The organism is Pseudoalteromonas sp. NZS11_1 (assembly GCF_015864275.1).
Classification (GTDB): Bacteria; Pseudomonadota; Gammaproteobacteria; order Enterobacterales; family Alteromonadaceae; genus Pseudoalteromonas; species Pseudoalteromonas arctica.
The window spans coordinates 133,593-158,529 of record NZ_JADYXK010000004.1 but is presented as its reverse complement, the minus strand read 5'-3'; the positions used below and the strand labels follow the sequence as shown (position 1 = coordinate 158,529).

At 40.6% G+C, this 24,937-nt stretch carries 25 protein-coding genes; 4 read left to right on the top strand and 21 right to left on the bottom strand.

The annotated features are described in order from the left end of the window. Nucleotides 1–176 precede the first annotated feature (176 nt). Together I6F44_RS05520 and I6F44_RS05515 are read left to right on the top strand one after the other, a co-directional pair. Complete coding sequence (locus tag I6F44_RS05520) at nt 177–752, top strand: inner membrane-spanning protein YciB (RefSeq protein WP_121954219.1); 576 nt, start codon at nt 177–179, stop codon at nt 750–752. Between the two features lie 65 nt (nt 753–817). Beyond that, the gene (locus I6F44_RS05515; RefSeq protein ID WP_121954220.1) at nt 818–1,459 is read left to right on the top strand and encodes a CPBP family intramembrane glutamic endopeptidase; all 642 of its coding nucleotides are present in this window, start codon (nt 818–820) and stop codon (nt 1,457–1,459) included. A gap of 116 nt (nt 1,460–1,575) precedes the next feature. Here I6F44_RS05515 and prpF read toward each other — a convergent pair whose 3' ends face one another. The 5 genes from prpF to I6F44_RS05490 form a co-directional block, all read right to left on the bottom strand. Then, the gene (gene prpF, locus I6F44_RS05510) at nt 1,576–2,742 is read right to left on the bottom strand and encodes a 2-methylaconitate cis-trans isomerase PrpF (RefSeq protein ID WP_121954221.1); all 1,167 of its coding nucleotides are present in this window, start codon (nt 2,740–2,742) and stop codon (nt 1,576–1,578) included. Nucleotides 2,743–2,753: 11 nt separating this feature from the next. After that, complete coding sequence (acnD, locus tag I6F44_RS05505) at nt 2,754–5,363, bottom strand: Fe/S-dependent 2-methylisocitrate dehydratase AcnD (protein WP_121954222.1); 2,610 nt, start codon at nt 5,361–5,363, stop codon at nt 2,754–2,756. Nucleotides 5,364–5,491: 128 nt separating this feature from the next. Continuing rightward, entirely contained in the window at nt 5,492–6,616 is a 1,125-nt protein-coding gene (gene prpC, locus I6F44_RS05500; protein WP_121954223.1) for a bifunctional 2-methylcitrate synthase/citrate synthase, read from the bottom strand. 49 nt (nt 6,617–6,665) lie between these two features. Beyond that, a complete protein-coding gene (prpB, locus tag I6F44_RS05495) occupies nt 6,666–7,544 on the bottom strand; it encodes a methylisocitrate lyase (protein ID WP_002962361.1) in 879 nt (292 codons plus the stop codon). A 132-nt stretch (nt 7,545–7,676) separates the two neighbouring features. Then, nucleotides 7,677–8,369: a GntR family transcriptional regulator gene (locus I6F44_RS05490; protein ID WP_121954224.1), complete on the bottom strand. Its 693-nt coding sequence runs from the start codon at nt 8,367–8,369 to the stop codon at nt 7,677–7,679. Nucleotides 8,370–8,634: 265 nt separating this feature from the next. Here I6F44_RS05490 and rsmF point away from each other — a divergent pair, with 265 nt between their 5' ends. Next, nucleotides 8,635–10,086 (top strand): 16S rRNA (cytosine(1407)-C(5))-methyltransferase RsmF, encoded by a 1,452-nt coding sequence (rsmF, locus tag I6F44_RS05485; protein ID WP_121954225.1) that lies wholly within the window; start codon nt 8,635–8,637, stop codon nt 10,084–10,086. Nucleotides 10,087–10,390: 304 nt separating this feature from the next. Here rsmF and I6F44_RS05480 read toward each other — a convergent pair whose 3' ends face one another. The 14 genes from I6F44_RS05480 to yceD all read right to left on the bottom strand — a co-directional run bounded on the left by I6F44_RS05480 (nt 10,391) and on the right by yceD (nt 22,327). Beyond that, nucleotides 10,391–12,250 (bottom strand): alkaline phosphatase D family protein, encoded by a 1,860-nt coding sequence (locus tag I6F44_RS05480; RefSeq protein ID WP_121954226.1) that lies wholly within the window; start codon nt 12,248–12,250, stop codon nt 10,391–10,393. Between the two features lie 4 nt (nt 12,251–12,254). Further along, complete coding sequence (locus tag I6F44_RS05475; RefSeq protein ID WP_007585741.1) at nt 12,255–13,034, bottom strand: TatD family hydrolase; 780 nt, start codon at nt 13,032–13,034, stop codon at nt 12,255–12,257. A gap of 115 nt (nt 13,035–13,149) precedes the next feature. Then, the gene (locus I6F44_RS05470) at nt 13,150–13,476 is read right to left on the bottom strand and encodes a PilZ domain-containing protein (protein WP_002962367.1); all 327 of its coding nucleotides are present in this window, start codon (nt 13,474–13,476) and stop codon (nt 13,150–13,152) included. 11 nt (nt 13,477–13,487) lie between these two features. After that, the gene (locus I6F44_RS05465; RefSeq protein ID WP_121954227.1) at nt 13,488–14,402 is read right to left on the bottom strand and encodes a DNA polymerase III subunit; all 915 of its coding nucleotides are present in this window, start codon (nt 14,400–14,402) and stop codon (nt 13,488–13,490) included. A 1-nt stretch (nt 14,403) separates the two neighbouring features. After that, entirely contained in the window at nt 14,404–15,030 is a 627-nt protein-coding gene (gene tmk, locus I6F44_RS05460; protein ID WP_007585737.1) for a dTMP kinase, read from the bottom strand. Nucleotides 15,031–15,035: 5 nt separating this feature from the next. Continuing rightward, nucleotides 15,036–16,022: an endolytic transglycosylase MltG gene (mltG, locus tag I6F44_RS05455; protein WP_121954228.1), complete on the bottom strand. Its 987-nt coding sequence runs from the start codon at nt 16,020–16,022 to the stop codon at nt 15,036–15,038. Continuing rightward, nucleotides 16,016–16,831 carry an aminodeoxychorismate lyase gene (gene pabC / locus I6F44_RS05450; RefSeq protein ID WP_121954229.1) on the bottom strand — a complete coding sequence of 272 codons (816 nt, stop codon included), beginning with the start codon at nt 16,829–16,831 and terminating at the stop codon, nt 16,016–16,018. Before pabC ends, mltG begins: the two co-directional genes overlap by 7 nt. A gap of 59 nt (nt 16,832–16,890) precedes the next feature. Further along, complete coding sequence (gene fabF / locus I6F44_RS05445) at nt 16,891–18,129, bottom strand: beta-ketoacyl-ACP synthase II (protein ID WP_007585731.1); 1,239 nt, start codon at nt 18,127–18,129, stop codon at nt 16,891–16,893. Between the two features lie 216 nt (nt 18,130–18,345). Next, on the bottom strand, nt 18,346–18,582 hold the full coding sequence (acpP, locus tag I6F44_RS05440) for an acyl carrier protein (protein ID WP_002962377.1): 237 nt from the start codon (nt 18,580–18,582) through the stop codon (nt 18,346–18,348). Between the two features lie 250 nt (nt 18,583–18,832). Beyond that, complete coding sequence (gene fabG / locus I6F44_RS05435) at nt 18,833–19,579, bottom strand: 3-oxoacyl-ACP reductase FabG (RefSeq protein WP_007585730.1); 747 nt, start codon at nt 19,577–19,579, stop codon at nt 18,833–18,835. 11 nt (nt 19,580–19,590) lie between these two features. Next, nucleotides 19,591–20,517, bottom strand: a complete 927-nt coding sequence (gene fabD / locus I6F44_RS05430) for an ACP S-malonyltransferase (RefSeq protein ID WP_121954230.1) — start codon at nt 20,515–20,517, stop codon at nt 19,591–19,593. Nucleotides 20,518–20,569: 52 nt separating this feature from the next. Continuing rightward, nucleotides 20,570–21,610, bottom strand: a complete 1,041-nt coding sequence (plsX, locus tag I6F44_RS05425; RefSeq protein WP_007585728.1) for a phosphate acyltransferase PlsX — start codon at nt 21,608–21,610, stop codon at nt 20,570–20,572. A 12-nt stretch (nt 21,611–21,622) separates the two neighbouring features. Next, entirely contained in the window at nt 21,623–21,793 is a 171-nt protein-coding gene (gene rpmF, locus I6F44_RS05420; protein ID WP_002962381.1) for a 50S ribosomal protein L32, read from the bottom strand. Nucleotides 21,794–21,802: 9 nt separating this feature from the next. Beyond that, nucleotides 21,803–22,327, bottom strand: coding sequence for a 23S rRNA accumulation protein YceD (gene yceD, locus I6F44_RS05415; RefSeq protein ID WP_007585727.1), 525 nt, complete (start codon nt 22,325–22,327; stop codon nt 21,803–21,805). A gap of 131 nt (nt 22,328–22,458) precedes the next feature. Between yceD and I6F44_RS05410 the strand changes: the two genes are divergently transcribed. Next, nucleotides 22,459–23,058: a Maf family protein gene (locus tag I6F44_RS05410; protein ID WP_121954231.1), complete on the top strand. Its 600-nt coding sequence runs from the start codon at nt 22,459–22,461 to the stop codon at nt 23,056–23,058. 9 nt (nt 23,059–23,067) lie between these two features. On the opposite strand, the gene I6F44_RS05405 is transcribed toward I6F44_RS05410, so the two are convergent. Next, nucleotides 23,068–23,730 (bottom strand): HAD-IA family hydrolase, encoded by a 663-nt coding sequence (locus I6F44_RS05405; protein ID WP_257983186.1) that lies wholly within the window; start codon nt 23,728–23,730, stop codon nt 23,068–23,070. Continuing rightward, the gene (gene rluC / locus I6F44_RS05400) at nt 23,727–24,686 is read right to left on the bottom strand and encodes a 23S rRNA pseudouridine(955/2504/2580) synthase RluC (protein ID WP_121954232.1); all 960 of its coding nucleotides are present in this window, start codon (nt 24,684–24,686) and stop codon (nt 23,727–23,729) included. The genes I6F44_RS05405 and rluC overlap by 4 nt, the downstream gene beginning before the upstream one ends. Nucleotides 24,687–24,937: the final 251 nt, after the last annotated feature.

Below are 24,937 nucleotides of genomic sequence, written 5' to 3'. Positions count from 1 at the left end.
ACACGCCAAATCAGTGTTGGTTAAGCGTGGGAATATGATGATATAAAAAATACCAAACCAAATTGGCAATAAAGCCACGCAGGCTAAGGGTTACAGGGCAACAAGTCAACCTTGTAGTTGCTAAGCTTTATGTGGTAAAAAGCCTTTGACTCTTTTTTGTATAATTTAGGTAAGCTATGCACGCATTAATTGAATACATCCCACTCATACTGTTTTTTGCAGTTTTTAAGCTAGTCGATATTTACTGGGCTACCGGTTTATTAATGGCCACTACGCTCATTCAAGTTGCTTATAGCTACTTTAAACATGGAGCTGTGCCTACTCGTCAGTGGATATTTTTTGGCATTGCTGCTGTGTTTGGTACGTTAACGCTGGTACTTCATGATGAGCAATACATAAAATGGAAAGCAACACTCATATACGCAGGTTTAAGCTTAACGTTACTTGTTAGCCGTTATGTACTTAAGAAAAATCTCGTTAAAAAAGCGCTTAGCTCAATCCTCGAAAATGCTAATGATACAAAACAAGCCATTGTTGTCCCAGAACCATTATGGGATAAGCTTAACCTAATGTGGGTTGCTATAACTGCTGGCATCGCAGCACTAAACATTTATATTGCATATAATTTTTCGCTCGACTTTTGGGTTAATTTTAAAGTGTTTGGTTTAATGGGTATTACCTTTGTAAGTATTTTTGCCACTATTATTGCCTTGTACAAATACCTCCCTAGTGAAGAAGAACCAGCAAAGTAAGCCCCCTCGTCATAAAAATGTCGTCTTAGCTTGATAGTTTATTAAAAAAACAAGTTGAGACGACCTTGAACGCCAATCAATATCGCTGGTTTGAATTTACCCTCATTTTTGTGTTACTACCCTTATTGGGTTTTGTATTACGCGAGTATTTAGCTAACTGGCTTATTCCTGCGCTTATTATTTTAATGAGCGTGTGTTGTATGTTGCTACTGGGCGATCCCCACTTTAAACGTTTTAGGCTTACAAGCCTTGGGCAATTTTCTGCTGTTAAAAAACGTGTGTTTAGCTTCTTTTTTTTAGGTGCACTGTTCTCAGGTATGTTTTACGGGATTATTCATCAGGGCAACTGGTTTACCCTTCCCCGCAACTCGTTTAATGATTGGCTTTTACTGTTGCTACTCTACCCAATACTGTCGGTTATTCCTCAAGAGTTAATATTCAGAACGTATTTTTTTCATCGTTATAAACGCATCATGCCCCAAAAAGCAGTGCGTATTGTAGTTAGTGCGAGTGTATTTGCGTTAGCGCATATTGTGTATGCAAATTGGTTTGCAGTAGGTTTAGCATTTTTAGGTGGCTTACTGTTTGCCTATACCTATGCACAAAGCCGCTCAACCGTCGTGTGTGTTATTGAGCATAGTTTATGGGGGATATGGATGTTTACACTCGGGATCGGCAGCTACCTTGATTCAGGCACTATGAGTTAGTGCTGTTTTGTTATTAATTATGACAATAATGAAAGCACAAAGCGCATAAGTATTTTGATGCTGTAAATTAATCACAATACTTATGCGATGGCTGTACGATAGTTATTAATGAGGAACTACTGAGGGACTCTTACAACCCCTTCCATTAATACCCGTGCACTTCGGCTCATACTTGCTTTGGTAACTAGCCAGTTGCCTGCATTATTTTTAGCTTCAGCACCTACTTTTAGCGTACCTGACGGGTGACCAAAGTTAACTTCACTCAATACACCGCCACCTGCGGCTATATTAACGAGTGTGCCTTCAATCGCGGCAGCAGTGCCAATAGCAACCGCAGCTGTGCCCATCATGGCATGATGCAGCTTACCCATCGACATAGCGCGCACGAGTAAGTTAATATTTGCAGCCTCAATAAGCTTACCGCTAGACGCTGTATAATCTAAAGGCGCTGCAACAAACGCAACCTTAGGCGTATGTTGGCGAGCTTGCGCTTCACTAATGTTAGTGATTAAACCCATTTTAACAGCGCCATAAGCACGAATGGTTTCAAGCTTTTCAAGCGCTGCAACATCGTTATTTATATCGTCTTGCAGCTCTGTGCCGGTATAACCAATATCAGTGGCGTTAATAAATATGGTAGGAATACCTGCATTTATCATTGTTGCTTTTAAAGTACCAACACCCGGTACTTCTAAATCATCAACTACATTACCAGTTGGAAATAACGCGCCATCGCCATCAGCGGGGTCAATAAATTCAAGTTTTACTTCAGCTGCTGCAAATGTAACGCCATCGAGCTCAAAGTCGCCGGTTTCTTGTACTTCGCCATTTGTCATGGGGACATGCACTAATATGCTTTTTTTAATATTAGCCTGCCACACACGCACGATAGCAACACCGTTATCGGGTACTCTGCTTTTATCGACCAAACCATTACTAATGGCAAAAGCACCCACTGCTGAGGTTAAGTTACCGCAGTTACCGCTCCAATCTACAAAAGGTTTATCTATCGCCACTTGACCAAATAAATAATCTACATCGTGGTCAGTTTGCTCACTTTTACTTAAAATTACAGTTTTACTGGTACTTGATGTAGCACCACCCATGCCATCCGTTTGCTTAGCATACGGATCGGGGCTGCCAATAACACGCAGTAATAAATTATCCCGCGCCTCGCCTGCTACTTGAGCAGGCTTTGGCAAATCAGTTAAATTAAAAAACACACCTTTACTGGTGCCGCCACGCATATAGGTTGCAGGCACTTTAATTTGCGGTTTAAACATAATGCTTGCCCTTATGCAGATTGTGCTGCTTCTAAAAAGTCTTGTGCAAAGCGTTGTAACACACCACCAGCCGCGTAAATAGAAAGCTCTTCTTGGGTATCGATACGGCACTTCATAGGCACAGTGAGTACTTCACCGTCTTTACGAGTAATACTTAAATTAACGGTGGCACCTGGTTTTAAATCGCCTGCTACATCGTACGTTTCGCTGCCATCCAGCTGTAGAGTTTTACGCGTTGTGCCTGCTTTAAACTCAAGCGGTAAAACACCCATACCAATTAGGTTAGTGCGGTGAATACGCTCAAAGCCCTCAGCTGCTATTACTTCAACGCCTGCAAGTCTTACGCCTTTTGCAGCCCAATCGCGCGACGAACCTTGGCCGTAATCGGCACCGGCTACAATAATAAGCGGTTGTTTACGCTCCATGTAGGCTTCGATTGCTTCCCACATACGGGTATTAGTGCCTTGTGGTTCTAAGCGTGCGTAAGAACCTTGTTTAACGTTGCCGTTTTCATCCAGTACCATTTCATTAAGTAGTTTTGGATTGGCAAAGGTTGCGCGCTGCGCTGTTAAATGATCGCCCCGGTGCGTTGCGTACGAGTTGTAGTCTTCCTCTGGGACGTTCATTTTGGTCAGGTATTCGCCAGCAGCGCTGCTTGCCATAATTGCGTTTGATGGCGATAAATGATCCGTTGTAATGTTATCGCCAAGTACAGCAAGCGCACGCATACCGGTCATTGTGCGCTCACCCGCAAGTGCACCTTCCCAATAAGGAGGGCGACGAATGTACGTACTTTCTGGGCGCCAGTAGTAAAGTGGGTCGTTATCTTCACCGTAATCTACGGTTAAATTAAACATTGGCTCGTACACTTTTCTAAATTGCTCTGGCTTAACGCTTTGCTTAATTACTGCATCAATCTCTTCGTCAGACGGCCATAAATCTTTAAGCGTAATATCGTTGCCTTGTTGATCTTGCCCTAGTATCCCTTTTTCAATATCAAAGCGAATAGTACCTGCAATGGCGTACGCAACAACTAAAGGAGGTGACGCTAAAAATGCTTGCTTAGCATAAGGGTGAATTCGTCCATCAAAGTTACGATTGCCCGAAAGCACCGCTGTAGTGTATAAATCGCGATCAATTACTTCTTTTTGAATAACAGGGTCAAGCGCCCCGCTCATACCATTACAGGTAGTACACGCAAAACCAACAATGCCAAAGCCAAGTTGCTCAAGCTCTGTTAGTAGGTTTGCATCTTCAAGGTATGATTGCACTGCTTTTGAGCCTGGTGCTAATGAGGTTTTAACCCAAGGTTTGCGCATTAAACCCTTAGCATTTGCGTTACGGGCAAGGAGTGCAGCGGCAATTACATTGCGTGGATTACTAGTATTAGTACAGCTAGTAATCGCGGCAATAATACATGCGCCGTCTGGCATTAAGCCTTCTTCATTTTCAACAACACCCGAAATACCTTCTTTAGCTAAATCGCTTGTCGATACGCGGCGGTGTGGATTAGATGGACCCGCAATATTGCGCCCCACGCTTGATAAATCAAACTTAAGCACACGCTCATATTTTGCGGTTTTTAAGCTATCGCTCCAAAGGCCTGCTGTTTTTGCGTAGTTTTCTACAAGGGCAATTTGTTCTTCTTCACGGCCTGTTAAACGTAAGTAATCTATTGTTTTATCATCAATATAAAACATGGCTGCAGTTGCGCCAAATTCAGGCGTCATGTTCGAAATGGTTGCTCTGTCGCCAAGAGTAAGCGCGTCGGCACCTTCACCGTAAAACTCTAAATAAGTAGAAACAACACGTTGCTCACGTAAGAATTCAGTAATAGCCAACACAATATCGGTAGCGGTAATACCGGGTTGGCGCTTACCTGTTAGCTCAACACCAACAATATCAGGTAAGCGAATATAAGAAGCACGGCCAAGCATTACGCTTTCAGCTTCAAGCCCACCTACACCCACAGCAATAACGCCCAGCGCATCGACATGTGGCGTGTGGCTGTCGGTACCAACTAAGGTATCGGGAAATGCAATGCCATCTCGATTTTGAATAACCGGCGACATTTTTTCAAGATTAATTTGATGCATAATTCCGTTACCCGGTGGAATAACGTCAATATTTTTAAACGCAGTTTTTGTCCAGTTTATAAAGTGAAAACGGTCGTCATTTCGTCTGTCTTCAATGGCGCGATTTTTTTCAAATGCGTCAGGATCAAAACCGGCATGCTCTACCGCTAACGAATGATCAACAATTAGCTGCGTAGGTACTACCGGATTCACTTTTGCGGGGTCGCCGCCTTTAGCTGCAATTGCATCACGCAAACCTGCTAAATCAACAAGCGCTGTTTGCCCTAAAATATCGTGGCATACTACGCGCGCCGGATACCACGGGAAATCCAAGTCTTGTTTGCGCTCAATTAGCTGATTAAGTGCATCGGTTAACATGGCAGGGTCGCATCGGCGTACTAGGTTTTCGGCAAATACACGTGATGAATAAGGTAGCGTGGCGTATGCACCTGGCTTAATTGCATCTACGGCTTCTTGCGTATCGTAGTAGTCGACATTTGAGCCTGGTAAGGGTTTACGGTATTGGGTGTTATTAATTATGGTCATGGTAAGGGTTCGCTAATTTGGTGACGGTGTTTGCTCACAGCTAGCGTATTTAATGAAAAGTTTGAGAAAAACTGCTCGCTAGTGGCTATGTGCAATAAAAAAGTGAGCACATGCGTGCTCACTCATTTTTAACGTGACTCTATTGGTGTGTAACTACGTGCATCAGGGCCTGTGTAATCGGCACTTGGGCGGATAATACGGTTGTTAGCGCGTTGCTCTTTTACATGCGCAGTCCAACCAGTAACACGGCTCATTACAAATATAGGCGTAAATAATTTAGTCGGAATATCCATAAAGTGATAAGCAGATGCATGGAAAAAATCGGCATTACAAAACAGTTTTTTCTCGCGCCACATAATCTCTTCACAACGAACAGACACAGGGTAAAGCACGGTATCGCCTACCTCTGCCGCTAGTTTTTCAGACCATTTTTTAATAATTACATTGCGTGGATCAGACTCGCGATAAATCGCGTGACCAAAGCCCATTATTTTGTCTTTACGTTCAAGCATGCCCATAATTTCTTTCTCAGCATGCTCAGCACTTGTAAAACCTTGAATCATATCCATAGCTGCTTCGTTAGCACCACCATGAAGTGGGCCACGCAGCGTACCAATCGCACCTGTTACACAAGAGTGAATATCAGAAAGCGTTGATGCACACACACGACCCGCAAATGTAGAAGCATTAAACTCATGCTCTGCGTATAAAATTAGTGATACATTCATCACTTGTGCAAATAAATCACTAGGTGCTTTGTCATGTAACAGTGTTAAAAAATGTGCGCCAACAGAGTCGTCATCAGTTTGTGTTTCAATGCGTACGCCATCGTGTGTAAAGCGGTACCAGTAACAAATAATACTTGGGAACACAGCAACCATACGGTCGATTGCATCATTGGCTTGGTTAAAATCAAGCTCCATTTCAAGGTTACCCAACATTGAGCAGCCCGTGCGCATTACATCCATTGGATGCGCGTCTTTAGGAATATTTTCAAGCACGGTTCTAAGTGCATCTGGTAAGCCGCGTAAGCTTTTAAGTTTAGCTTTATACTCAGCCAGTTCACTGGTTGTAGGTAACTCACCGCGTGAAAGTAAAAAAGACACTTCTTCAAACTGCGCTTTTTCGGCAAGTTCGCTAATATCGTAACCACAATACGTTAAACCAGAACCACTTTGTCCAACAGTACACAATGCTGTTTGACCAGCCACTTGTCCGCGTAAACCCGCGCCGCCTAATGCTTTATCTACCATGATCTTCTCCTATCTTAAATTTGTGTGTGATTTTATTTTTTAATAATTATTATTTGTCAGATTTTGATGAAAAAAGGGTGTCGAGTGTGTTCTCGTACGTGTGGTAATCTAAAAAGTCGTAAAGCTCAGAACGCGTTTGCATATTTTCAATTTGGCTTTGTTGTGAGCCTTCATTTAAAATTGCTGAATACACGTTTAGTGCTGCTTTGTTCATGGCTCTAAATGCACTTAGTGGGTAAAGCACCATTTCAACACCTACATCACTTAGCTGCTCTTTTGTGTAAATAGGTGTTTGGCCAAACTCAGTAATGTTTGCCAAAATTGGAACGTTAATCGCCTTTGCAAATGCTTGGTAATCAGCAAGGTCGTGTACGGCTTCTGCAAAAATAGCGTCTGCACCAGCTTCAACACAGGCAGCTGCACGGTCTATCGCGGCGTTTAAACCTTCTTTTTGAAATGCATCGGTACGGGCCATAATATAAAAATCGCTATCGGTTTTTGCATCAACCGCCGCTTTAATGCGGTCAACCATTTCACCTTGGCTTACAATTTCTTTATTAGGGCGATGACCACAGCGCTTTTGCGCTACTTGGTCTTCTATATGAAAACCCGCCGCACCCGCTTTAGTCATTTCTTTTACTGTGCGTGCAATATTAAATGCCCCACCCCAACCGGTATCGGCATCAACAAGTAGTGGTAAATCGCTCGCACCCGTAATACGACGAATATCTTCAAGCACGTTATCAAGGCTTGTCATACCCAAATCAGGCATACCAAACGAGGCGTTTGCAACACCGGCACCTGAGAGGTAAATAGCTTGGTGACCCATTTTTTCAGCCATCATCGCTGTGTAGGCATTAATAGTACCTACTACTTGTAACGGGCGGTTATTGGCAATAGCGTGTTTAAATTTTAATCCTGCTGACATTACTTTCTCCTCACTTTGAACGGTTGCTACGTGGAGTAACTTATAGTTTTAATCTGTAATTATGACTGTTTAACTGCTTTTGCTAGCTTTTAGCTTTTAACTTTTAACTTTTAACTTTTAACTTTTAACAGCTTATGCTTTTTGCTTAGCTAATAAATCAAATTTGGTTTGGATATTTGCTTGCGATGCGCTTATATGGCGCTTCATAAGCATTTCAGCCAGTTCGCCGTCGTGGTTTTCAATGGCGTTAATAATCGCTAAATGCTCATCAAACGCTTTTGATACACGCGGCCCCACCATGCCCATTTGTACACGGTACATGCGTATTAGTTGATAAAGCTCATTACACAGTAAATGAATTAAATGCGCGTTTTTACTGCCTTGAATAATACGGTAATGAAAATCTAAATCGCCGGCTTCTTGATAATAAGACTCGCCCTCTTTAACACGTTGTGTTTGTAGGTGCTGATTAAGTAATTGCTTTAAGCTTTTTACTTCCTCGGGTTCCATATTGTCGGCAGCAAGCCTACATGCCAAGCCTTCAAGCGAACTACGAACTTGGTAAACTTCAATCAAACGCTCAGCAGTAAGGGCAACTACTCGGCAACCTACGTTAGCTTTACGCTCAACAAGGTAGCAACTTTCTAGGCGATTTAACGCCTCTCTTAGCGTTGCACGGCTTACACCATAACGTTTGGCAAGCTCAGGCTCTGATATTTTACTGCCTTGAACTATACTGCCTTCAACAATCTCACGGCGCATATCTACAAATACTTGATCTGATGCGGTAGTTATAGGCGCTTCGTTTAAAAATGTGTGTGTCATAAGTTATTTTTTAGATTGTCGACAATTAATGTGGTTACTATGGGCTTATTAAAAAATCATGTCAACCCTTAAACCTATCAAAATGGCTAAGAAACACACCCATTGTCGACACTATTAACCTAAAGTCGCATAAAAATGGCTTTAAAATGGACTAAAACAGTGAAGTGTCGACAGCGTAATAAATCAGGTGTTACGCTTTTTAGCGCTGAAAACACCTCGCATAAATGCTATTATCGCGCTTTATTTTTATAGTATGAGCTAACGCGTGAACGCCAACACTTTTATTCCTGAGCACTTTATTGATGACGTAAAAACCTATTTACCAGCGCATCTAAACTTAGATGACTTTTTAAATGCGTGTCGTAGGCCACTCAGAAAATCTATCCGCGTTAATACATTAAAAATTAGCATTGAAGAATTTGTAAAACGTGCAGCTGAAAAAAAATGGCTACTAACACCTATCCCTTGGTGCAGTGAAGGCTTTTGGTTAGAGCGCCCAAACGATGAAGAACAAAACCTAGCCCTAGGTAATACCGACTTACACCTAAGCGGTGCTATGTACGTACAAGAAGCAAGTTCAATGCTGCCCCCTATCGCATTAAAGCAAAGTATTGAACTCGCAGACTCTCAAAATAATTTCGTGCTTGATATGGCATCAGCACCGGGCTCTAAAACATCACAACTAGCTGCGCTTATGGATAACCAAGGTGTGCTTGTTGCAAACGAGCTTTCGTCATCGCGCCTAAAAGTACTTAGCGCAACACTCAAACGTATGGGGGTTGGTAACTGTGCGCTTTCACACTTTGATGGCGTTATATTTGGCAACTACATGTTTGAATGCTTTGACAGTATATTGCTAGACGCGCCCTGCTCTGGCGAAGGCACTGTACGAAAAGACGCCGACGCACTAAAAAATTGGTCAATAGAATCAAACATTCAAATAGCCCAAGTACAAAAAGATTTAATTAGAAGCGCATTTTATGCATTAAAACCAGGTGGCACCTTAGTGTATTCAACCTGCACACTTACGCCACTCGAAAACCAACAAGTATGCGATTATTTACTCAGTGAATTTGGCGACTATATAGCGCCTGAGTCACTCAGTGATTTATTTGAAGGTGCAAGCAAAGCCACAACTAATGAGGGCTATTTGCATGTATGGCCGCAAACATTCGATAGCGAAGGCTTTTTTATCGCTAAATTTAAAAAGCACACAAGTTGCAACAACCCAAATCAAACAGTTAAAAAAGGTGCATTCCCGTTTAACGAGTTTGATAAAAAACAAAGTACCGCGTTTATGCAATCGCTTAAAAAGCACTTTGGGTTAACTACCTTGCCAGGTAGTTTAATGCAGCGCGATAAAGAACTGTGGTTGTTCCCTGAAGGGTTTGAAGCCGTACAAAATAAAATTAAGTACGCACGTTTGGGTATTCAAATTGGCATTATTCATAAAAATGGCGTAAGGCTAACCCATGAGTATGCAACCGTGTTTGGCAATGAGTGTAAAACCAATGTATTTGCTTTAAATAATGAGCAAGCAAATGATTATTTTCAAGGTAAAGATATACGCTTAACTGAAGAAACTCAAACAATAGGTGAAGTAGTATTAACACTGTGTGGTTGCCCTATTGGGCTCGGGAAATGGCAAAAAAACAAGATCAAAAACTCTCTACCACGCGATCTAGTACAAAATACGCAGTTAATAAGCTGGGGTTAAACTAAAGTACAAATTACGCATAATTAATCTAATCCTTTGTTATCAAATGTAACCAGATGGCAAAATTAGTTATGCTTTATTGAACAGCTTTACTATAGTTTTAAGTACTTTCTTCTTCTCCCTAACGAACCAGAAAGTTTTTAGTTAACGCTAGACTCAATTTAGAGTCACTTTATAGCCCAGAGGTTTATATAAGCCTTTGGGCATTTTTATTTGCAGTATTTTCTGTAAACAGTACTACTTCTTACTTTTTCAAACGCCTTACCAAGAGTGCTCATCTACAATTGACTTGTAGATGAGCAACTTACTGTTCTTCTAAATCAAACTCAGTTAAATGCCCTTCACCATGTATGAGTTGATAGCGGGCTAAATTTCCTTGCTCTAGTGTTATTAAACTAATAGCTGAGTCGCTTACTAAGTATTTTTGCCCTTCACCTTTAGTTTGGTGTTTATCTACTTCCATATGCCAGCGTTTAGTAAAAAAGTTTAAGGGACTTTTTGGGCCGTATAAAATTGAATCTAGTTTATCGAGTACGTTTATTAATTTACGTGGGAACTCGTTTTTAATACCGCTGGCGGTAAGTTGCCAAATTCGGTTGTGGTGATCGCCAAAACGCTTTTGCACCGAAAAGCAAAATGAGTAATGCACGTCTCCCGATAAAATAAGGGTTTCGTTTGGGGTGTCGGTTCGTCTAAAAGTATCGAGTAGCTTTTTGGCTGAGCCTTCGTGCGCCATCCAGTTTTCTACGTCAACCATGAGTGGTTGGCCACATATGTTAAACATGGCTTGAATAGCTTCTATTGATTTAACACCAAACACAGGGGCTGGCGATACAATAATAACTTGGTCGTGGCTTAATAGGCTTTCTTCAAGCTCTGTGAGGCGTTCCCAATCAAGTAAACCTGAAGGCTCATTAAAGTTTTGCTCATTTCGCCATCGGTGCGTACGCGTATCTAGCACTACTACTTTTGGGGTTGTAGTTAACTCATAATGCCAAAAACTAAAATCGTTTAGTGGCTTATCAAATGCTTTAAACTGCCATAAATTATTAGCAGTACGGCTTTGCTTAAAAGGTGTTAGTAGCTCGCCTGTTTTATTTAGTGCATCGTTCCCCATTCCCTGAAAAAGCCAATAACTAATTAAGCCGTTATTAACGATTTGTTTACTACTTGGATTTTCATTTATAGCTTGCTCCCACCCAGCGGTGAGATTCCAATCATCAGTTACATCATGATCGTCAAACATCATTAATGTAGATACATTGGCAAACAACCGCTCTACTTCACTTAAGCCTTTTGCATAATCAATCAGTGCTGTTTTTTCAGCGTTAAAAATAGTTTTGTTTTGCTCGCTTTGACCTAAATACGTTGTGTTTTGTATATCAACGCATTGCCAAGCAGCAGCACTAAAATTTAATAAATAAAGTGCTATGTATTCTTCAAAATGGATAAGGTGATTGTAGGCTTTTACACTTGAAAAGTGAGGTTCGTCATTTTTTAGCCAGTAACCAACACCTAACTTTGAGCGTTTTTGCCAAGGCGTTTTTGGTAAGAACAAATGGCGATTATAAAGTTGCTCATTTATGTCGGCAGGTAGCTCAATGGCAAGTGGTTGCTCTTTATAAATACCTAAGGCTTTAATTAACTGATGAACAGCTAATAACATGGGCCCTGCTACGTCATCGGCATAAACCTGATCACCGCTCAGTAATAACAATTGTGCGCCTTGGTTATTATTACTGCGCTGAGTGTTTTGCCAGTGACTTGCAGACACTAAGCTGTCTTTTGCTGGATGATGTGCATTACGGCACGAGCCATGCAAAATATCACTCAGTTTATTAGGAATTACAAATGCAGGCGCTGTTTGATTGTTATAGCACCAAGGCGATAAATCGACTGCTATATCATCAATTACAAGTTCATAGCTTAATAAGCTATCGACAGGGAGTTTGTTATTTATTGGCTTTATAATAACGAAATGCAGATACAAATGCTCCCCTAAAGAAACAGTGTGTTGATCGCTATAACACTCAACATTTAATAAGTTTATTTGGCAGTTTGCAGGCTTGGAGGTAGCAAACTGAATACAGACTCCAGTTTGCTCTGCACGGCGCACCATTGGCCCCATTAGTAAAATAGGAAGGTTTGCCGTGTGAGTAATCATGTATTTAGCCTTTAGCTGCTAATTTAAATAAAGAATAAAAGTTCTCGGTAGTCGCTTTAGCCAGTTCATTAAAGCTAATGCCTTTAAGTTCGCTAATGTAATAAGCAACGTCTTCTACGTACGCTGGCTGATTTGTTTGCCCACGATACGGTACCGGCGCTAAATAAGGCGAGTCGGTTTCTATTAGTAATCTATCGAGCGGTATTTGTTTTACTACTTCTTTTAGCTCAATTGCATTTTTAAAGGTAACAATGCCCGAAATAGAAATATAAAAGCCCATGTCTATGGCTTTTTTAGCCATATCCCAGTCTTCAGTAAAGCAATGTAGTACACCACCGCAGTTTTCGGCCTTGTGCTCACGCATTAAATTAATGGTGTCGGCGCGGGCATCACGAGTATGAATAATTAACGGTTTTTGTAATTCGTTAGCTACTTCAATATGCCCAACAAAACTTGCTTGCTGCACTGCGTGAGTATCTTTTGAATAGTAGTAATCAAGACCCGTTTCGCCAATAGCGACGACTTTTTCGTGTGAGGCTAAGTCGATTAGTTGCTGTTTATTAAGGGCGTCTTTTTGATCAAGTGGATGTACACCACATGAGGCTGATACATCGTCGTAGTGCTTAATTTTATCAAGCATGCTTGGAAACTGATCAAGCGTTACGCTTACACATAAAAAGTGCTCTATTTGCTTTGCACGCGCTTTATCAAGAACTTGGTCAAGGTTTAAGTCTAATTTATCAAAATCAAGACGATCTAAATGGCAATGAGAATCTACAATCACTATAAGGCCTGTATTATGTTCAGGGTTTAAATTTGTTCGTTTAATTTATTATGTTAGCAATTAAAAGAACCCAATATAGAGCGGCGTTAATCTCAATGAAAAACCGACCCTATAACTACATGGTATATGTTTGATCGCCTGAGTTTAACATAGTCCCAAGGAGCTTTTCGATTTTAGCGTTTAGGTTTGTTTTATCGTCTAAAAAGCTAATACCAATACCTGGAGGGTTAGAGCTTTGTGCCCCTTGTGGCGTGATCCACGACACTTTACCGGTTACTACGTCATCTTCTAAGGCATCGGGCAAGGTAACTCTAAGCGCTAATGAATGCCCTGCTTCGTAACGCATATTCGTACGTACAAATAAGCCACCTTTTTTTAAGTAAGGCATATAACAACGGTATAACTCGTCTAAATCGTCTATGTCTACTAGTAGTTCTTGCATGATTAATCCTTTTAAGAATTTCGCAATGTGTATGCTAATCGTGATACAGCAAGCGGTAAATTAAGGCCAAGTACTTGTGTGTTATTTTGTAAAAACTCGCCTAATGCATTTTGCGCACTTTGATAAGCGTCAAAACTCATACCTTGCAGCAATTGCTGCTTTAGTTGCACGCTTAAAAATAAAGTAAATATGCGAACAAGCTCAGGCTGTTTATTTATTATATCGACTAACGCTTTGAAATTATGGCTTTGTTTAAACTCAGTTGCAAACTTATAAAGTGTATCAATATTTTTTAGCTGGTCTTGCTGTTGCCAATGCTTTACTTGCAGCGGTTGGTTATAAAAAAGTGCTAGCCAACTATAGTTAGGGATATCTAATGTTTCTAGCCATTGCTGAGCAAGTGCTGTATTTGTTATTTTTACGTCACTTTTAGCACATCGACTTAAAATAGTTGCAGGGAGCTGTGCTGGTTGGCTTGTAGTTAATATTAAAAAACGGCTATTAGTTGGCTCTTCAAGTGTTTTTAAAAGTGCATTTGCTGCGGCTGTAGTCATTTTTTCGCAATTTTCGATTATCGCTACTTTATTACCATTTTGCGCTGCTGAGTGGTTCATAAAATCACTAATGCCGCGTATATCATCTACGCCTATGCTTTGCCCGTCGACTTGCGTTAAACGCTTGTCGGGATGAGTACCCGCAAGAGTAAGTAAACAGCTTTTACACTGTCCGCAAGGTTTTAGCATACTGTTTTGCGCAGCTACCTGCTTAGCTATATTTTGGCATAACAAAGCATTACCAAGCTCATCACTTAACTCAAATTTACCTACGCCAACAGGCCCACAAAATAATTGCGCATGATGAAAACGCTCTGCGCGATAACTTTGCGCTAAACGTGCTTGAGTATCATGTAGCCACGGCAATGGCATATTATTTTAGGCCTTCAAAAAATGAATGCAGTACATTGGTTATATCGCGATGTACTTTATCAATACTTTGGTTTGCATCAACCGTTTTAATTGTGTTGTCGTCATTAGCAAGTTCAACATAACGCATACGTGTACGCTGAAAAAACTCAATAGCTTCTTGTTCAATACGGTCAAGCTCACCACGCCCTTTTGCACGCTCAAGGCCTATCACTGGGTCAATATCAAGGTAAATAGTTAAATCAGGCTTTAAGCCCTTTAATACCATTGACGAAAGTGAAGCTAATGTATTTGAGCTAATACCACGGCCCCCACCTTGATACGCCTGAGACGATAAGTCATGACGATCGGCAAGTACCCACTGGCCTTTATCAAGAGCAGGGGTAATAACATTGTGCATTAATTGCGAGCGTGCTGCGTACATAATAAGCAACTCGGTTTCAAAGGCAATTTCTTCTTCGTGCTCTGCTTTTACAAGCGTACGAAGCGATTCAGCCAATGGTGTACCGCCAGGTTCGCGGACGTTAATGAAGTCTATTTTTTGTTTGTTTAAAAAGTCTTGGCATAACGAAATAGCGGTTGATTTACCTGCGCCTTCTAGCCCTTCTATTACTATAAATTTTGATTTCATAAAAATTAATTCTTTTTATTTAATATATACGTTTTAACTGCCGCGTTATGCTGCTTTAACGTGGTTGAAAACTGGTGGCTACCATCGCCTTTTGATACAAAGTAAACGTATTCACTTTGTGGCGGATTAACTGCAGCTAAAATAGCGGCTTTTGATGGCATTGCAATCGGTGTTGGCGGTAAACCATTAATACGATACGTATTGTAAGGCGTATAATCGCGTAAATCTTTGCGTTTAATATCGCCATCAAAATCAGCGCCTAATCCGTATATTACGGTTGGATCGGTCTGTAGGCGCATATTGGTGTTTAATCGATTAACAAACGCTGATGCAATTAACGGACGCTCGCTGGCAAGGCCTGTTTCTTTTTCAATAATTGAAGCCATTATAAGTGCTTCGTATGCTGTTTTGTAGGGCAGATTAACAGCGCGCTGCTGCCAAGCGTCGTCTAACGTTTGCTGCATTTTTTGTGCTGCACGTTTTAATACACTGCTTGCAGTATCGTTATTATGATAATGGTAAGTGTCGGGGAATAACCAGCCTTCTAAGTGCGTGTCATTACCCAGTATTTGAGTACTTAGTTCGTCAGTTTTTAAATCGTTTTGTAAATTATCAGCTTTTTTAATAGCACTTAGTACTTCACGTAAGTTTTGCCCTTCGATTATGGTAAAACTAAAGTTGATTTGCTGGCCTTGATTAATTTTTTTTACGTTGTTGATAACGCTATCGGCTGTTAGCTCGTAAAGGCCCGCTTTTAAGTCGGTAAGTGTGGGATCTAATTTGGCAATTACTTGATAACGCCAGCAGCCTTCCACCCAGTTATTAGCTTGCCACTGCTGACATAACTTATTAAAGCCAGTGCCATGCTTAACTTCAAATTGTGTGTTTTGCGCTACTTTTAGCGGGCTATTTATTGTTGCTTGTAATTGCTGGTAACCAATAGCAGTGGTTATAACAGCTAAAAAAAGTACCGATAAAATAACTTTTAACACTCAGCCTCCTTGGCTAATAATCTAGTTAGTAATGCGTGGCTGTCGTCTGTATTAAATACCTGTTGCTCAATACGTTTAACAGGTACTGCTCCCATTAAGCTATTACACACAAATACGGCGTCTGCTTGGGTTAAATCTTCTACTTTCACGCGTTTAAATTCAACAGGCAATTTATCACATAACGATTGTAGATAAACGCCCTTTATTCCGCACTCATCAAGCAATGGCGTAAACACACACTTATTTTTAATCGCAAAAATATTAGCTGCTGAAGCTTCAATTACATTGTTATTGTAATCAAGCACTAACACATCATCGCAGTTTTGCGTTTGCATCGCTTTTTTAATTAGCACTTGTTCAAGTCGATTTAATGTTTTAAGGCCCGCTAAATAAGGCTGTGCCGCTAATTTAATCGGGCTTATTTCGAGATTTACACCCTTTTTAGTAAGCGCTTCGTAATTACTAGGGTAGTCCAACACGCTCAATAAAATAGTGACATTACACTCACTTGGCAGCCCATAACCACGCCCGCCTTCGCCTCGCGTTACAAGTATTTTAAGCACGTTTAGTGGTGCAGCGTTTATATGCAAAACAATTTGATTTTCAAGGCTATTAAAGTCTAACTCAGGAAAACCCAAGCGCTGTGCGCATTCAATCAAACGCGCTTTATGATGAGCCCAATACTGTACTTGCCCATCAACAACCTTAGCGGTTGTAAAAAAGCCATCACCGTAATTTAAGCCCCTGTCACGCGTGCTTAAAGTGCTGTTTTGATCTACTGCTATTATTGTTTGCATTTTGTTTGGCATATAAAAAAAGCCCAGTTAAACAACTGAGCTCTTATAATTTGATTCGTTGTTAAAAAAGATTATACCTTTTTAAATAACAACGAGCCATTAGTACCACCAAAACCGAACGAGTTACACAGTGCAAAGTCTAACTTTGCATCACGTGCAGTGTGAGCAATATAATCTAAGTCACACCCTTCGTCTGGGTTATCAAGGTTGATAGTTGGCGACACTTTTTGATCTGTCAGTGATAAAATCGAAATAATCGATTCAACTGAACCTGCAGCACCTAACAAGTGACCCATCATCGATTTAGACGAGCCTACCATTACATCTTTAGCTGCATTACCAAAAATAGACTTAACAGCGGCAGTTTCTGCTTTATCGCCTGCATTTGTAGATGTTCCGTGTGCGTTAATGTAACCAATTTGCTCAGCGTTTACTTGCGCATCGTTTAGTGCGTTTTGCATTGCAAGTGCAGCGCCCGCACCATCTTCTGGTGGTGAAGTCATGTGGTACGCATCGCCACTCATACCAAAGCCTACTAGCTCAGCATAAATTTTAGCGCCACGTGCTTTAGCATGTTCGTACTCTTCAACTACAACAACACCAGCGCCGTCAGAAAGCACAAAGCCATCGCGGTCTTTATCCCAAGGGCGAGAAGCCGCTTGTGGATCGTCATTGCGGGTTGAAAGTGCACGCGCAGCATTAAAGCCACCCATACCAATTGGGGTACACGCTTTTTCTGCACCGCCAGCAACCATTGCATCTGCATCACCGTAGGCAATCATGCGGGCTGCATGGCCAATATTATGCAAGCCAGTAGTACAGGCAGTTACAATTGAAATATTTGGACCACGAAGTCCATGCATCATTGATAAATGACCTGAGATCATATTAATAATGGTAGACGGCACATAAAATGGCGATAACTTGCGCGGACCACTATTTAATAGCTTAATGTGGTTTTCTTCAATTAACGTAAGCCCACCAATACCTGAACCTACAGCTACACCAATGCGTGCTGCGTTTTGCTCAGTGATTTCAAGGCCTGAATCTTTAAAGGCTTGAACACCCGCTGCAATGCCGTACTGAATAAACAAGTCCATTTTTTTAGTATCTTTCGCTGACATGTATGCAGTTGCATCAAAATCATTTATTAAACCAGCGAATTTAGTACCAAATTTTGATGTATCAAAGTGCGTTATTGTTTGAATGCCACTTTTACCATCTAATAAGCCTTGCCAGGTTGATTGAACATCATTACCTAGCGGCGTCAACATTCCTAAGCCAGTTACGACGACTCGACGTTTAGCCACGGTTTGCCTCCAATAAGGGATATTTTACAAGGGGATGATCATACCCAAGCTACCTCAAAGTGCTAGTCCCAAAATAGATTAAAAACGCATAACACAATCAAAATTAATTTTTAGCTAAAATTGAGCATAGAGATTTAAGTTTTGAATCACGAACTTTGAGGTGGTTTGGATATAAAAAATTAAAGGCAGCGGATGCTGCCTTTAACGTGCGATTAATTACTCAGCGTGTGCTGTAACGTAATCGATAGCAGTTTGTACTGTAGTGATCTTCTCAGCTTCTTCATCTGGGATCTCAGTATCAAACTCTTCTTCAAGAGCCATTACTAGTTCAACAGTATCAAGAGAATCTGCACCTAGGTCATCTACGAAAGAAGATTCATTTTTAACTTCTTCTTCTTTAACACCTAGTTGTTCAATGATAATTTTCTTTACGCGTTCTTGGATATCGCTCATTCTTCTTTCCTTTATTAAAAACGCCAATGCGTTATTTTCAGATTGCGGCGTAGTTTACGCCGCATAATTCTCTGATTCAATGATTTGACCATAAATAATTGTCTGGTCAAACCTCTGAGTGTGTGTTTTGTCTTTTATCGCTTATTTTCGCAGCGATTTCAAGTATGTTTAAAGCAAGTTCACAAATAATTCAATGTTTTTGAGGTAACTTACTTAACTTTATTAAGTAGTAATCTAGGTACAACGGCGATTAAACCATGTACATCGCGCCATTTACATGCAAAGTTTCACCTGATACATACGCAGCCGCGTCAGACGCTAAATAACATACTGCAGCAGCAATTTCGTCTGGTTGACCTAAACGCCCTGCTGGAACATTTGCAAGCGTAGCTGCTTTTTGCTCATCAGTTAAATTATCAGTCATGTCTGTTTGAATAAAACCAGGTGCGATTACGTTAACGGTAATACCACGTGATGCAACTTCGCGCGCAAGTGATTTAGAAAAACCAATTACACCCGCTTTAGCCGCTGCATAATTAGCTTGACCTGCATTACCCATAGTACCCACTACTGAACCAATGTTAATAATACGGCCTTTCTTTTTCTTCATCATTGGACGAAGTACTGCTTTAGATAAACGGAAAACTGAGCTTAAATTAGTGTCGATAATATCGTCCCACTCAGTTTCTTTCATACGCATTAATAAGTTATCGCGTGTAATACCTGCGTTATTTACAAGTACGTCAATATCGCCTAAATCAGCTTTTATTGCAGCAAGTGTTGCTTCAATAGATGCAGGATCGGTTACGTTTAATGCATAACCTTTACCATTGTCACCTAAGTATTCACTGATTTTAGCAGCGCCTGACTCACTTGTCGCAGTACCTGCAACTTTTGCACCTTGTGCAACTAATGTTGTTGCAATTGCTTTACCAATACCACGGCTGGCGCCAGTAATTAGGACAATTTTGCCCTCTAATGAAAATAAATTAGACATTTTATATACTCTTATTTAGCTGCATCAATTGAAGCGGCGTCGTTTACTGAGCCACAGATCATTGCTTTATCAATTCGTTTAGCAAGTCCTGTTAATACTTTACCAGGACCAAATTCGTAGCTTTGTGTTACATCTTGCGCAACCAAGGCTTGTACTGTTTCTGTCCAGCGAACTGGGCTATAAAGCTGACGTACTAGTGCGTCTTTAATTGCATCAGCTGACGTTTCAGCTTTTACATCAACATTATTAATTACATCACACTTAGGTGTATTAAATGTTAAAGCGGCTAAGTCTGCTGCTAGCTTGTCAGCTGCTGGCTTCATTAACTCACAATGTGAAGGTACGCTAACAGAAAGTGGTAATGCACGTTTAGCACCGGCATCTTTACATGCTTGCGATGCTCTATCTACTGCCGCTTTATGGCCTGCGATAACAACTTGACCAGGAGAGTTGTAGTTAACTGGAGATACAACCTCACCTTGCGCTGAGGCAGCACACGCCGCTTTAATTTCTTCATCGCCTAAGCCAATAATAGCAGCCATTGAACCTACGCCTGCTGGCACGGCTTCTTGCATGTATAAACCACGGTTTTCAACAAGCTTTACGGCTTCGCTCAAGCTTAATACATCGCTACATACTAACGCTGAGTATTCACCTAAGCTGTGACCCGCCATAACAACGTCTGTATCAGGGTTAGCTGCTAACCAATCACGGTAAATAGCAACACTTGCAGTTAGTAATGCAGGTTGTGTGCGGTGGGTTTGATTTAATTTTTCTTCTGGGCCATTAAGAACTAGCTCTGCTAAGTCGTAACCCAGTGCATTTGACGCTTCTGCAAATGTTGCTTTAACAATGTCAGAACTCTCTAGTAGTTCTTGTAACATACCAACGCTTTGCGAGCCTTGACCTGGGAATAGAAGTGCAATTTTTTGTGCCATACTTTGCTCTTTTTAATTAAACAAATAAATAATGAAATACACGGCACATCAATTATTGATTAACCGCCGTGTCTTTAGAATGTGTTTTTTCGAAAATAGCGGCTATTTTATCAGGAAGTTGACGTTCAACCTCTTTTACCGCTTCATCAATTGCTGCTTGAAATGCTTTAGCTGACGCATTTCCATGACTTTTAACGACAATACCGCGCAATCCTACCAGAGAAGCACCGTTATACTGGTCGGGGTTCACCCTTTTATAGAGTTTTTTTATTATTGGGCGCAATATAAATGCCATACATTTATATAAAAGGTGCTTTTCGAGCGCGGTTGTAAACTTATTCATAATAAGCTTGGCAATGCCTTCACATGTTTTAAGTGCTACGTTGCCAACAAACCCTTCGCATACAATGACATCAGCCTTACCCGAAAAAATATCACTTCCTTCGCTGTAACCAATATAATTTATATGTGGGCTTTGCTGCATTAATTGTGCAGCTTGTTTAATGTCGTCGTGACCTTTAATGTCCTCAGCACCAATATTTAATAAACTAACGCGAGGATTATCCAAACCAAGTGCTTGTCCTGCAACTATAGAGCCCATAATGCCAAACTGATAGAGCATTTGCGCATCACAATGCACATTAGCACCTAAGTCGAGTAAATATACTGGGTTTTTAAGCTCTGTAGGAACAGATGAAATGAGTGCGGCACGTTTAACACCTGGCAGCATTTTTAATACATAGTGAGCCATAAAAAATAGAGCGCCGGTATTACCTGAGCTAACACATGCTTGAGCCTCGCCCGATTTAACTAAATCTAGGGCAACACGCATAGATGAATCTTTTTTTGAACGCACAGCAATTGCAGGTTCACAGGCATTGGTGACTATTTCACTACAGTGACGAATTATGAGTCTAGGATGAGGTAAAGAATCGAGAGATTCGAGTTCTTTAGATATAACATGTTCATTGCCACATAAAATGAGAGTTAAATTGGCATGAGCATTTACTGCACAAACGGCAGCAGGAATAGATGAACGGGGGCCGTAATCGCCCCCCATCATATCTAACGCTATGGTTAGATCTTTCAGCATATAAGTAATCTCTTATTTAGAAATTACTTGAACGCCTTTGTAGTAACCATCTGCAGTCACATGGTGACGACGATGAGTCTCACCAGATGTTTGATCTACAGTTAAAGTTGGACCACTGATCGCATCGTGTGAACGGCGCATGCCGCGTCTTGCACGAGACTTTTTGCTTTTTTGTACAGCCATAGTCTTCTCCTAAGAATCTTTCTTAAGTTGTTTCAAAATATCAAATGGATTAGGTTTATCATCTTCCGCCTTTAATACACCAAAGCTGGCAGGCTTTGCTGAATAACTGCATGAAGCTTCGTTGTGGGTAGCCACTAATGGAATTGCTAAAATTAGTTCGTCTTCAATTAAATTAAAAACGTTAACTTCACCATTTTCATCAAGCGCTACTTCATCGTAGTCTTCTGGAAAAATATCTAACTCTGTATCTTCACCTACTGGTGAATATGCAAAGTCTTGAACCAAATCCAACCCTAAATCACCATTACAACGTTGACAAATGACAGTAACGTGTGTGGACAAATTGCCTCTAATCACAGCGAAACCTTGATCATCGTTTTTGCAATGTATTTTTACCGCTATTTCACCTACTTCTTCCTGCACAACTTTCTCTAAACGAGTAAGTTTTTCAAGCGGTACAATTCCGTCATACTTTAAACGGTGCTGCGCTGCTTTGCCTGGATGAAGAGTGATGGGAATTTTCACCTTTTGCATAGGGGCTGCATCATATAGATAGTTAGTTTGTTAGTCAAAGTAAAAAACCATTTTTACTTGGTTTTTAACGTGTTTTACTCTCGGATCTGATTTATCCTAACTCAATCTGAATTATCGTAGGAAAACAGTCCGTGAAGCATCCACTCATTTTAGCGTCAAGCTCGCCTTTTAGGCAGTCTTTATTACAAAAATTTAATTTACCATTTGATACGTTTTCACCAGACGTTGACGAATCAGCACTTGAATGCGAAACACCTACCGAACTGGTTAAGCGTTTAAGTGAATTAAAAGCCTCAGCGGCTAATAAACACTTTAACAAAGGGTTAGCTATTGGATCAGACCAAGTCGCTGTGTTTAATAATCAAATTTTAGGTAAACCACATAATAAACAAAATGCCGTAAAACAACTAAATTTATTTAGCGGTAATACTGTAACATTTTTAACTGGGCTTTGTGTTTACGATATTGTAACTGGCACTAAAAAAACCTGCGTAGAACCTTTTAATGTGTCGTTTAAAACACTCAGTGATGCACAAATTAGCGCTTATTGCGATGCTGAGCAGCCTTATAACTGTGCTGGCAGCTTTAAAAGTGAAGGGTTGGGTATCTGTTTATTTGAAAAACTAAGCGGAGACGATCCTAACAGCTTAATTGGATTACCATTAATTAAACTCAGCCAGCTACTGGCTGAGTTTGGTATTGATGTACTTACTGCTCAAAACAAGTTCTAGTTAAATAAATTAGCCAAGTAAAACCTGTTGCAATTGCAGATAGTTATCTACTGTTGCAACAGGGCTAAGCTTATTTAGCTGCTGTGCGTTATGTACACCCATTGTTACGCCAATTCTATCCATGCCAGCTGCTTTTGCCATGGTCATGTCTATTTGAGTGTCGCCAATCATTACAGCGTCTTGAGCACTTATGCCAAGTTCTTCAAGTAATTGATACAACATATCTGGAGAGGGCTTTGATTGCGCTTCATCGCTTGTACGTGTTGCACTAAAAAAATGGCGCAATTGACTTTGTTCAAGCAAACGCTCTAACCCACCCCTACCTTTACCTGTTGCAACCGCTAAAACAATGCCCTGCTCTTTTAAGGCATTTAAAACGCTGACAACATTATCAAATACAGGAGTTGGCGTGGTATCAACACTATATTGGTGTTTATACCCTTTAATTAGCGCTTGATGCTGCACTACATTATCAGGAAATAAAACGTCAATTGCTTTTTCAAGCGACATACCAATAATATTTTTAATTGCTAAATCACTTGGCGACACTAAATTAAGTGACTCGGCGCTACTACGAATACAGTTAACTATTTTAGTTACTGAATCCATAACAGTGCCGTCCCAATCAAAAATGACGAGCTTATATTTTTTAATTGGGGCTACTTTTATCACAGTTTTGCATCTCGTAATTTTAGTAATGTATTTTTAAGCGTTTTATCAAGCGGTGCTTCTACTCGCATCGTCGCCTCGTTTTTAGGATGATAAAAAGTTAAATCGTGTGCGTGTAAAAACAATCGGTTTAACCCAGCTTTACGCATAGAATCATCAAAACCCTGATCGCCATATTTATCGTCGCACGCTATTGGGTGACCTTTACATTGCGTATGCACACGAATTTGGTGCGTACGCCCTGTAACAGGCGATGCTTGTACTAATGAGCAATCGTTAAAACGTTCAAGTACTTTAAAACGAGTATGTGAAGGTTTTCCCTCAGTGTTATCTACGCGTACTACGCGCTCGCCCGATTTAAGTGTATTTTTACGCAGCCCTTCGGTAACGTTTTTAGTTTTAGAGTCCCACTGCCCTTCTACAAGTGCCCAGTAATTTTTTTCCATTGTTTTTTCACGAAGTTGTTCATGCAACGCTGTTAACACCGAACGACGCTTCGCTATAAGTAAACAACCCGATGTATCACGGTCAAGCCTATGAACTAGCTCAAGGCTACGTTCCTCTGGGCGAAGTGCTCGCAAAGCTTCAATCAAGCCATAACTTAAACCACTGCCGCCATGAACAGCCATACCTGATGGTTTATTTATTACGATAAGGTATTTATCTTCAAATAAAATATCGTTTTCTAGGCGAGTTACTTTGTCTAATTTTGATGGAACAAATTCTTCACGCTCAGCAACCCTGATAGGTGCAATACGAAGTACATCTTCAAGCTGTAGTTTATATACAGGCTTAATACGCTTTTTATTAACGCGTACCTCACCTTTGCGCAAAAGTTTATAAATAGCGCTTTTAGGCACCCCTTTTAAATGGGTAATAAGAAAGTTATCAATACGCTGACCTAAATGGTCTTCGTTGATCGTGACATAAGTTACTTGTAAGTCGTTTTTTTCTGACATTGCCTAATCACTAATTTAAGTAAAATAATTTAGTTGCTAACACTGTAATAATAGTGGGATAATCAGCAGCGCAAATATTTAGTATTTGCAAATAACAACGGTGCTTTTTAACACATTAAAACATTCGTGATGCACATTCTGGGTAGCCGATCATACAGATCCGAGTTAAGTTTTCCAAAGCTTTTATGCCTCCTCAGTTAACACGTGCGATCAATTAACGGCAATGCGCGTAATATATTGCTGGTTAAGTT

Excerpts from the sequence above, each read along its gene's own strand:
- yceD (WP_007585727.1), bottom strand. The coding sequence starts at position 22,327 with ATGCAAAAGGTGAAAATTCCCATCACTCTTCATCCAGGCAAAGCAGCG.
- acpP (WP_002962377.1), bottom strand. The coding sequence starts at position 18,582 with ATGAGCGATATCCAAGAACGCGTAAAGAAAATTATCATTGAACAACTA.
- prpF (WP_121954221.1), bottom strand. The coding sequence starts at position 2,742 with ATGTTTAAACCGCAAATTAAAGTGCCTGCAACCTATATGCGTGGCGGC.
- prpC (WP_121954223.1), bottom strand. The coding sequence starts at position 6,616 with ATGGTAGATAAAGCATTAGGCGGCGCGGGTTTACGCGGACAAGTGGCT.
- prpB (WP_002962361.1), bottom strand. The coding sequence starts at position 7,544 with ATGTCAGCAGGATTAAAATTTAAACACGCTATTGCCAATAACCGCCCG.
- acnD (WP_121954222.1), bottom strand. The coding sequence starts at position 5,363 with ATGACCATAATTAATAACACCCAATACCGTAAACCCTTACCAGGCTCA.
- I6F44_RS05470 (WP_002962367.1), bottom strand. The coding sequence starts at position 13,476 with ATGCAAGAACTACTAGTAGACATAGACGATTTAGACGAGTTATACCGT.
- tmk (WP_007585737.1), bottom strand. The coding sequence starts at position 15,030 with ATGAAATCAAAATTTATAGTAATAGAAGGGCTAGAAGGCGCAGGTAAA.
- pabC (WP_121954229.1), bottom strand. The coding sequence starts at position 16,831 with ATGCCAAACAAAATGCAAACAATAATAGCAGTAGATCAAAACAGCACT.
- I6F44_RS05490 (WP_121954224.1), bottom strand. The coding sequence starts at position 8,369 with ATGACACACACATTTTTAAACGAAGCGCCTATAACTACCGCATCAGAT.
- plsX (WP_007585728.1), bottom strand. The coding sequence starts at position 21,610 with ATGCTGAAAGATCTAACCATAGCGTTAGATATGATGGGGGGCGATTAC.
- I6F44_RS05465 (WP_121954227.1), bottom strand. The coding sequence starts at position 14,402 with ATGCCATTGCCGTGGCTACATGATACTCAAGCACGTTTAGCGCAAAGT.
- fabD (WP_121954230.1), bottom strand. The coding sequence starts at position 20,517 with ATGGCACAAAAAATTGCACTTCTATTCCCAGGTCAAGGCTCGCAAAGC.
- rpmF (WP_002962381.1), bottom strand. The coding sequence starts at position 21,793 with ATGGCTGTACAAAAAAGCAAAAAGTCTCGTGCAAGACGCGGCATGCGC.
- I6F44_RS05480 (WP_121954226.1), bottom strand. The coding sequence starts at position 12,250 with ATGATTACTCACACGGCAAACCTTCCTATTTTACTAATGGGGCCAATG.
- I6F44_RS05520 (WP_121954219.1), top strand. The coding sequence starts at position 177 with ATGCACGCATTAATTGAATACATCCCACTCATACTGTTTTTTGCAGTT.
- rluC (WP_121954232.1), bottom strand. The coding sequence starts at position 24,686 with ATGTCAGAAAAAAACGACTTACAAGTAACTTATGTCACGATCAACGAA.
- fabG (WP_007585730.1), bottom strand. The coding sequence starts at position 19,579 with ATGTCTAATTTATTTTCATTAGAGGGCAAAATTGTCCTAATTACTGGC.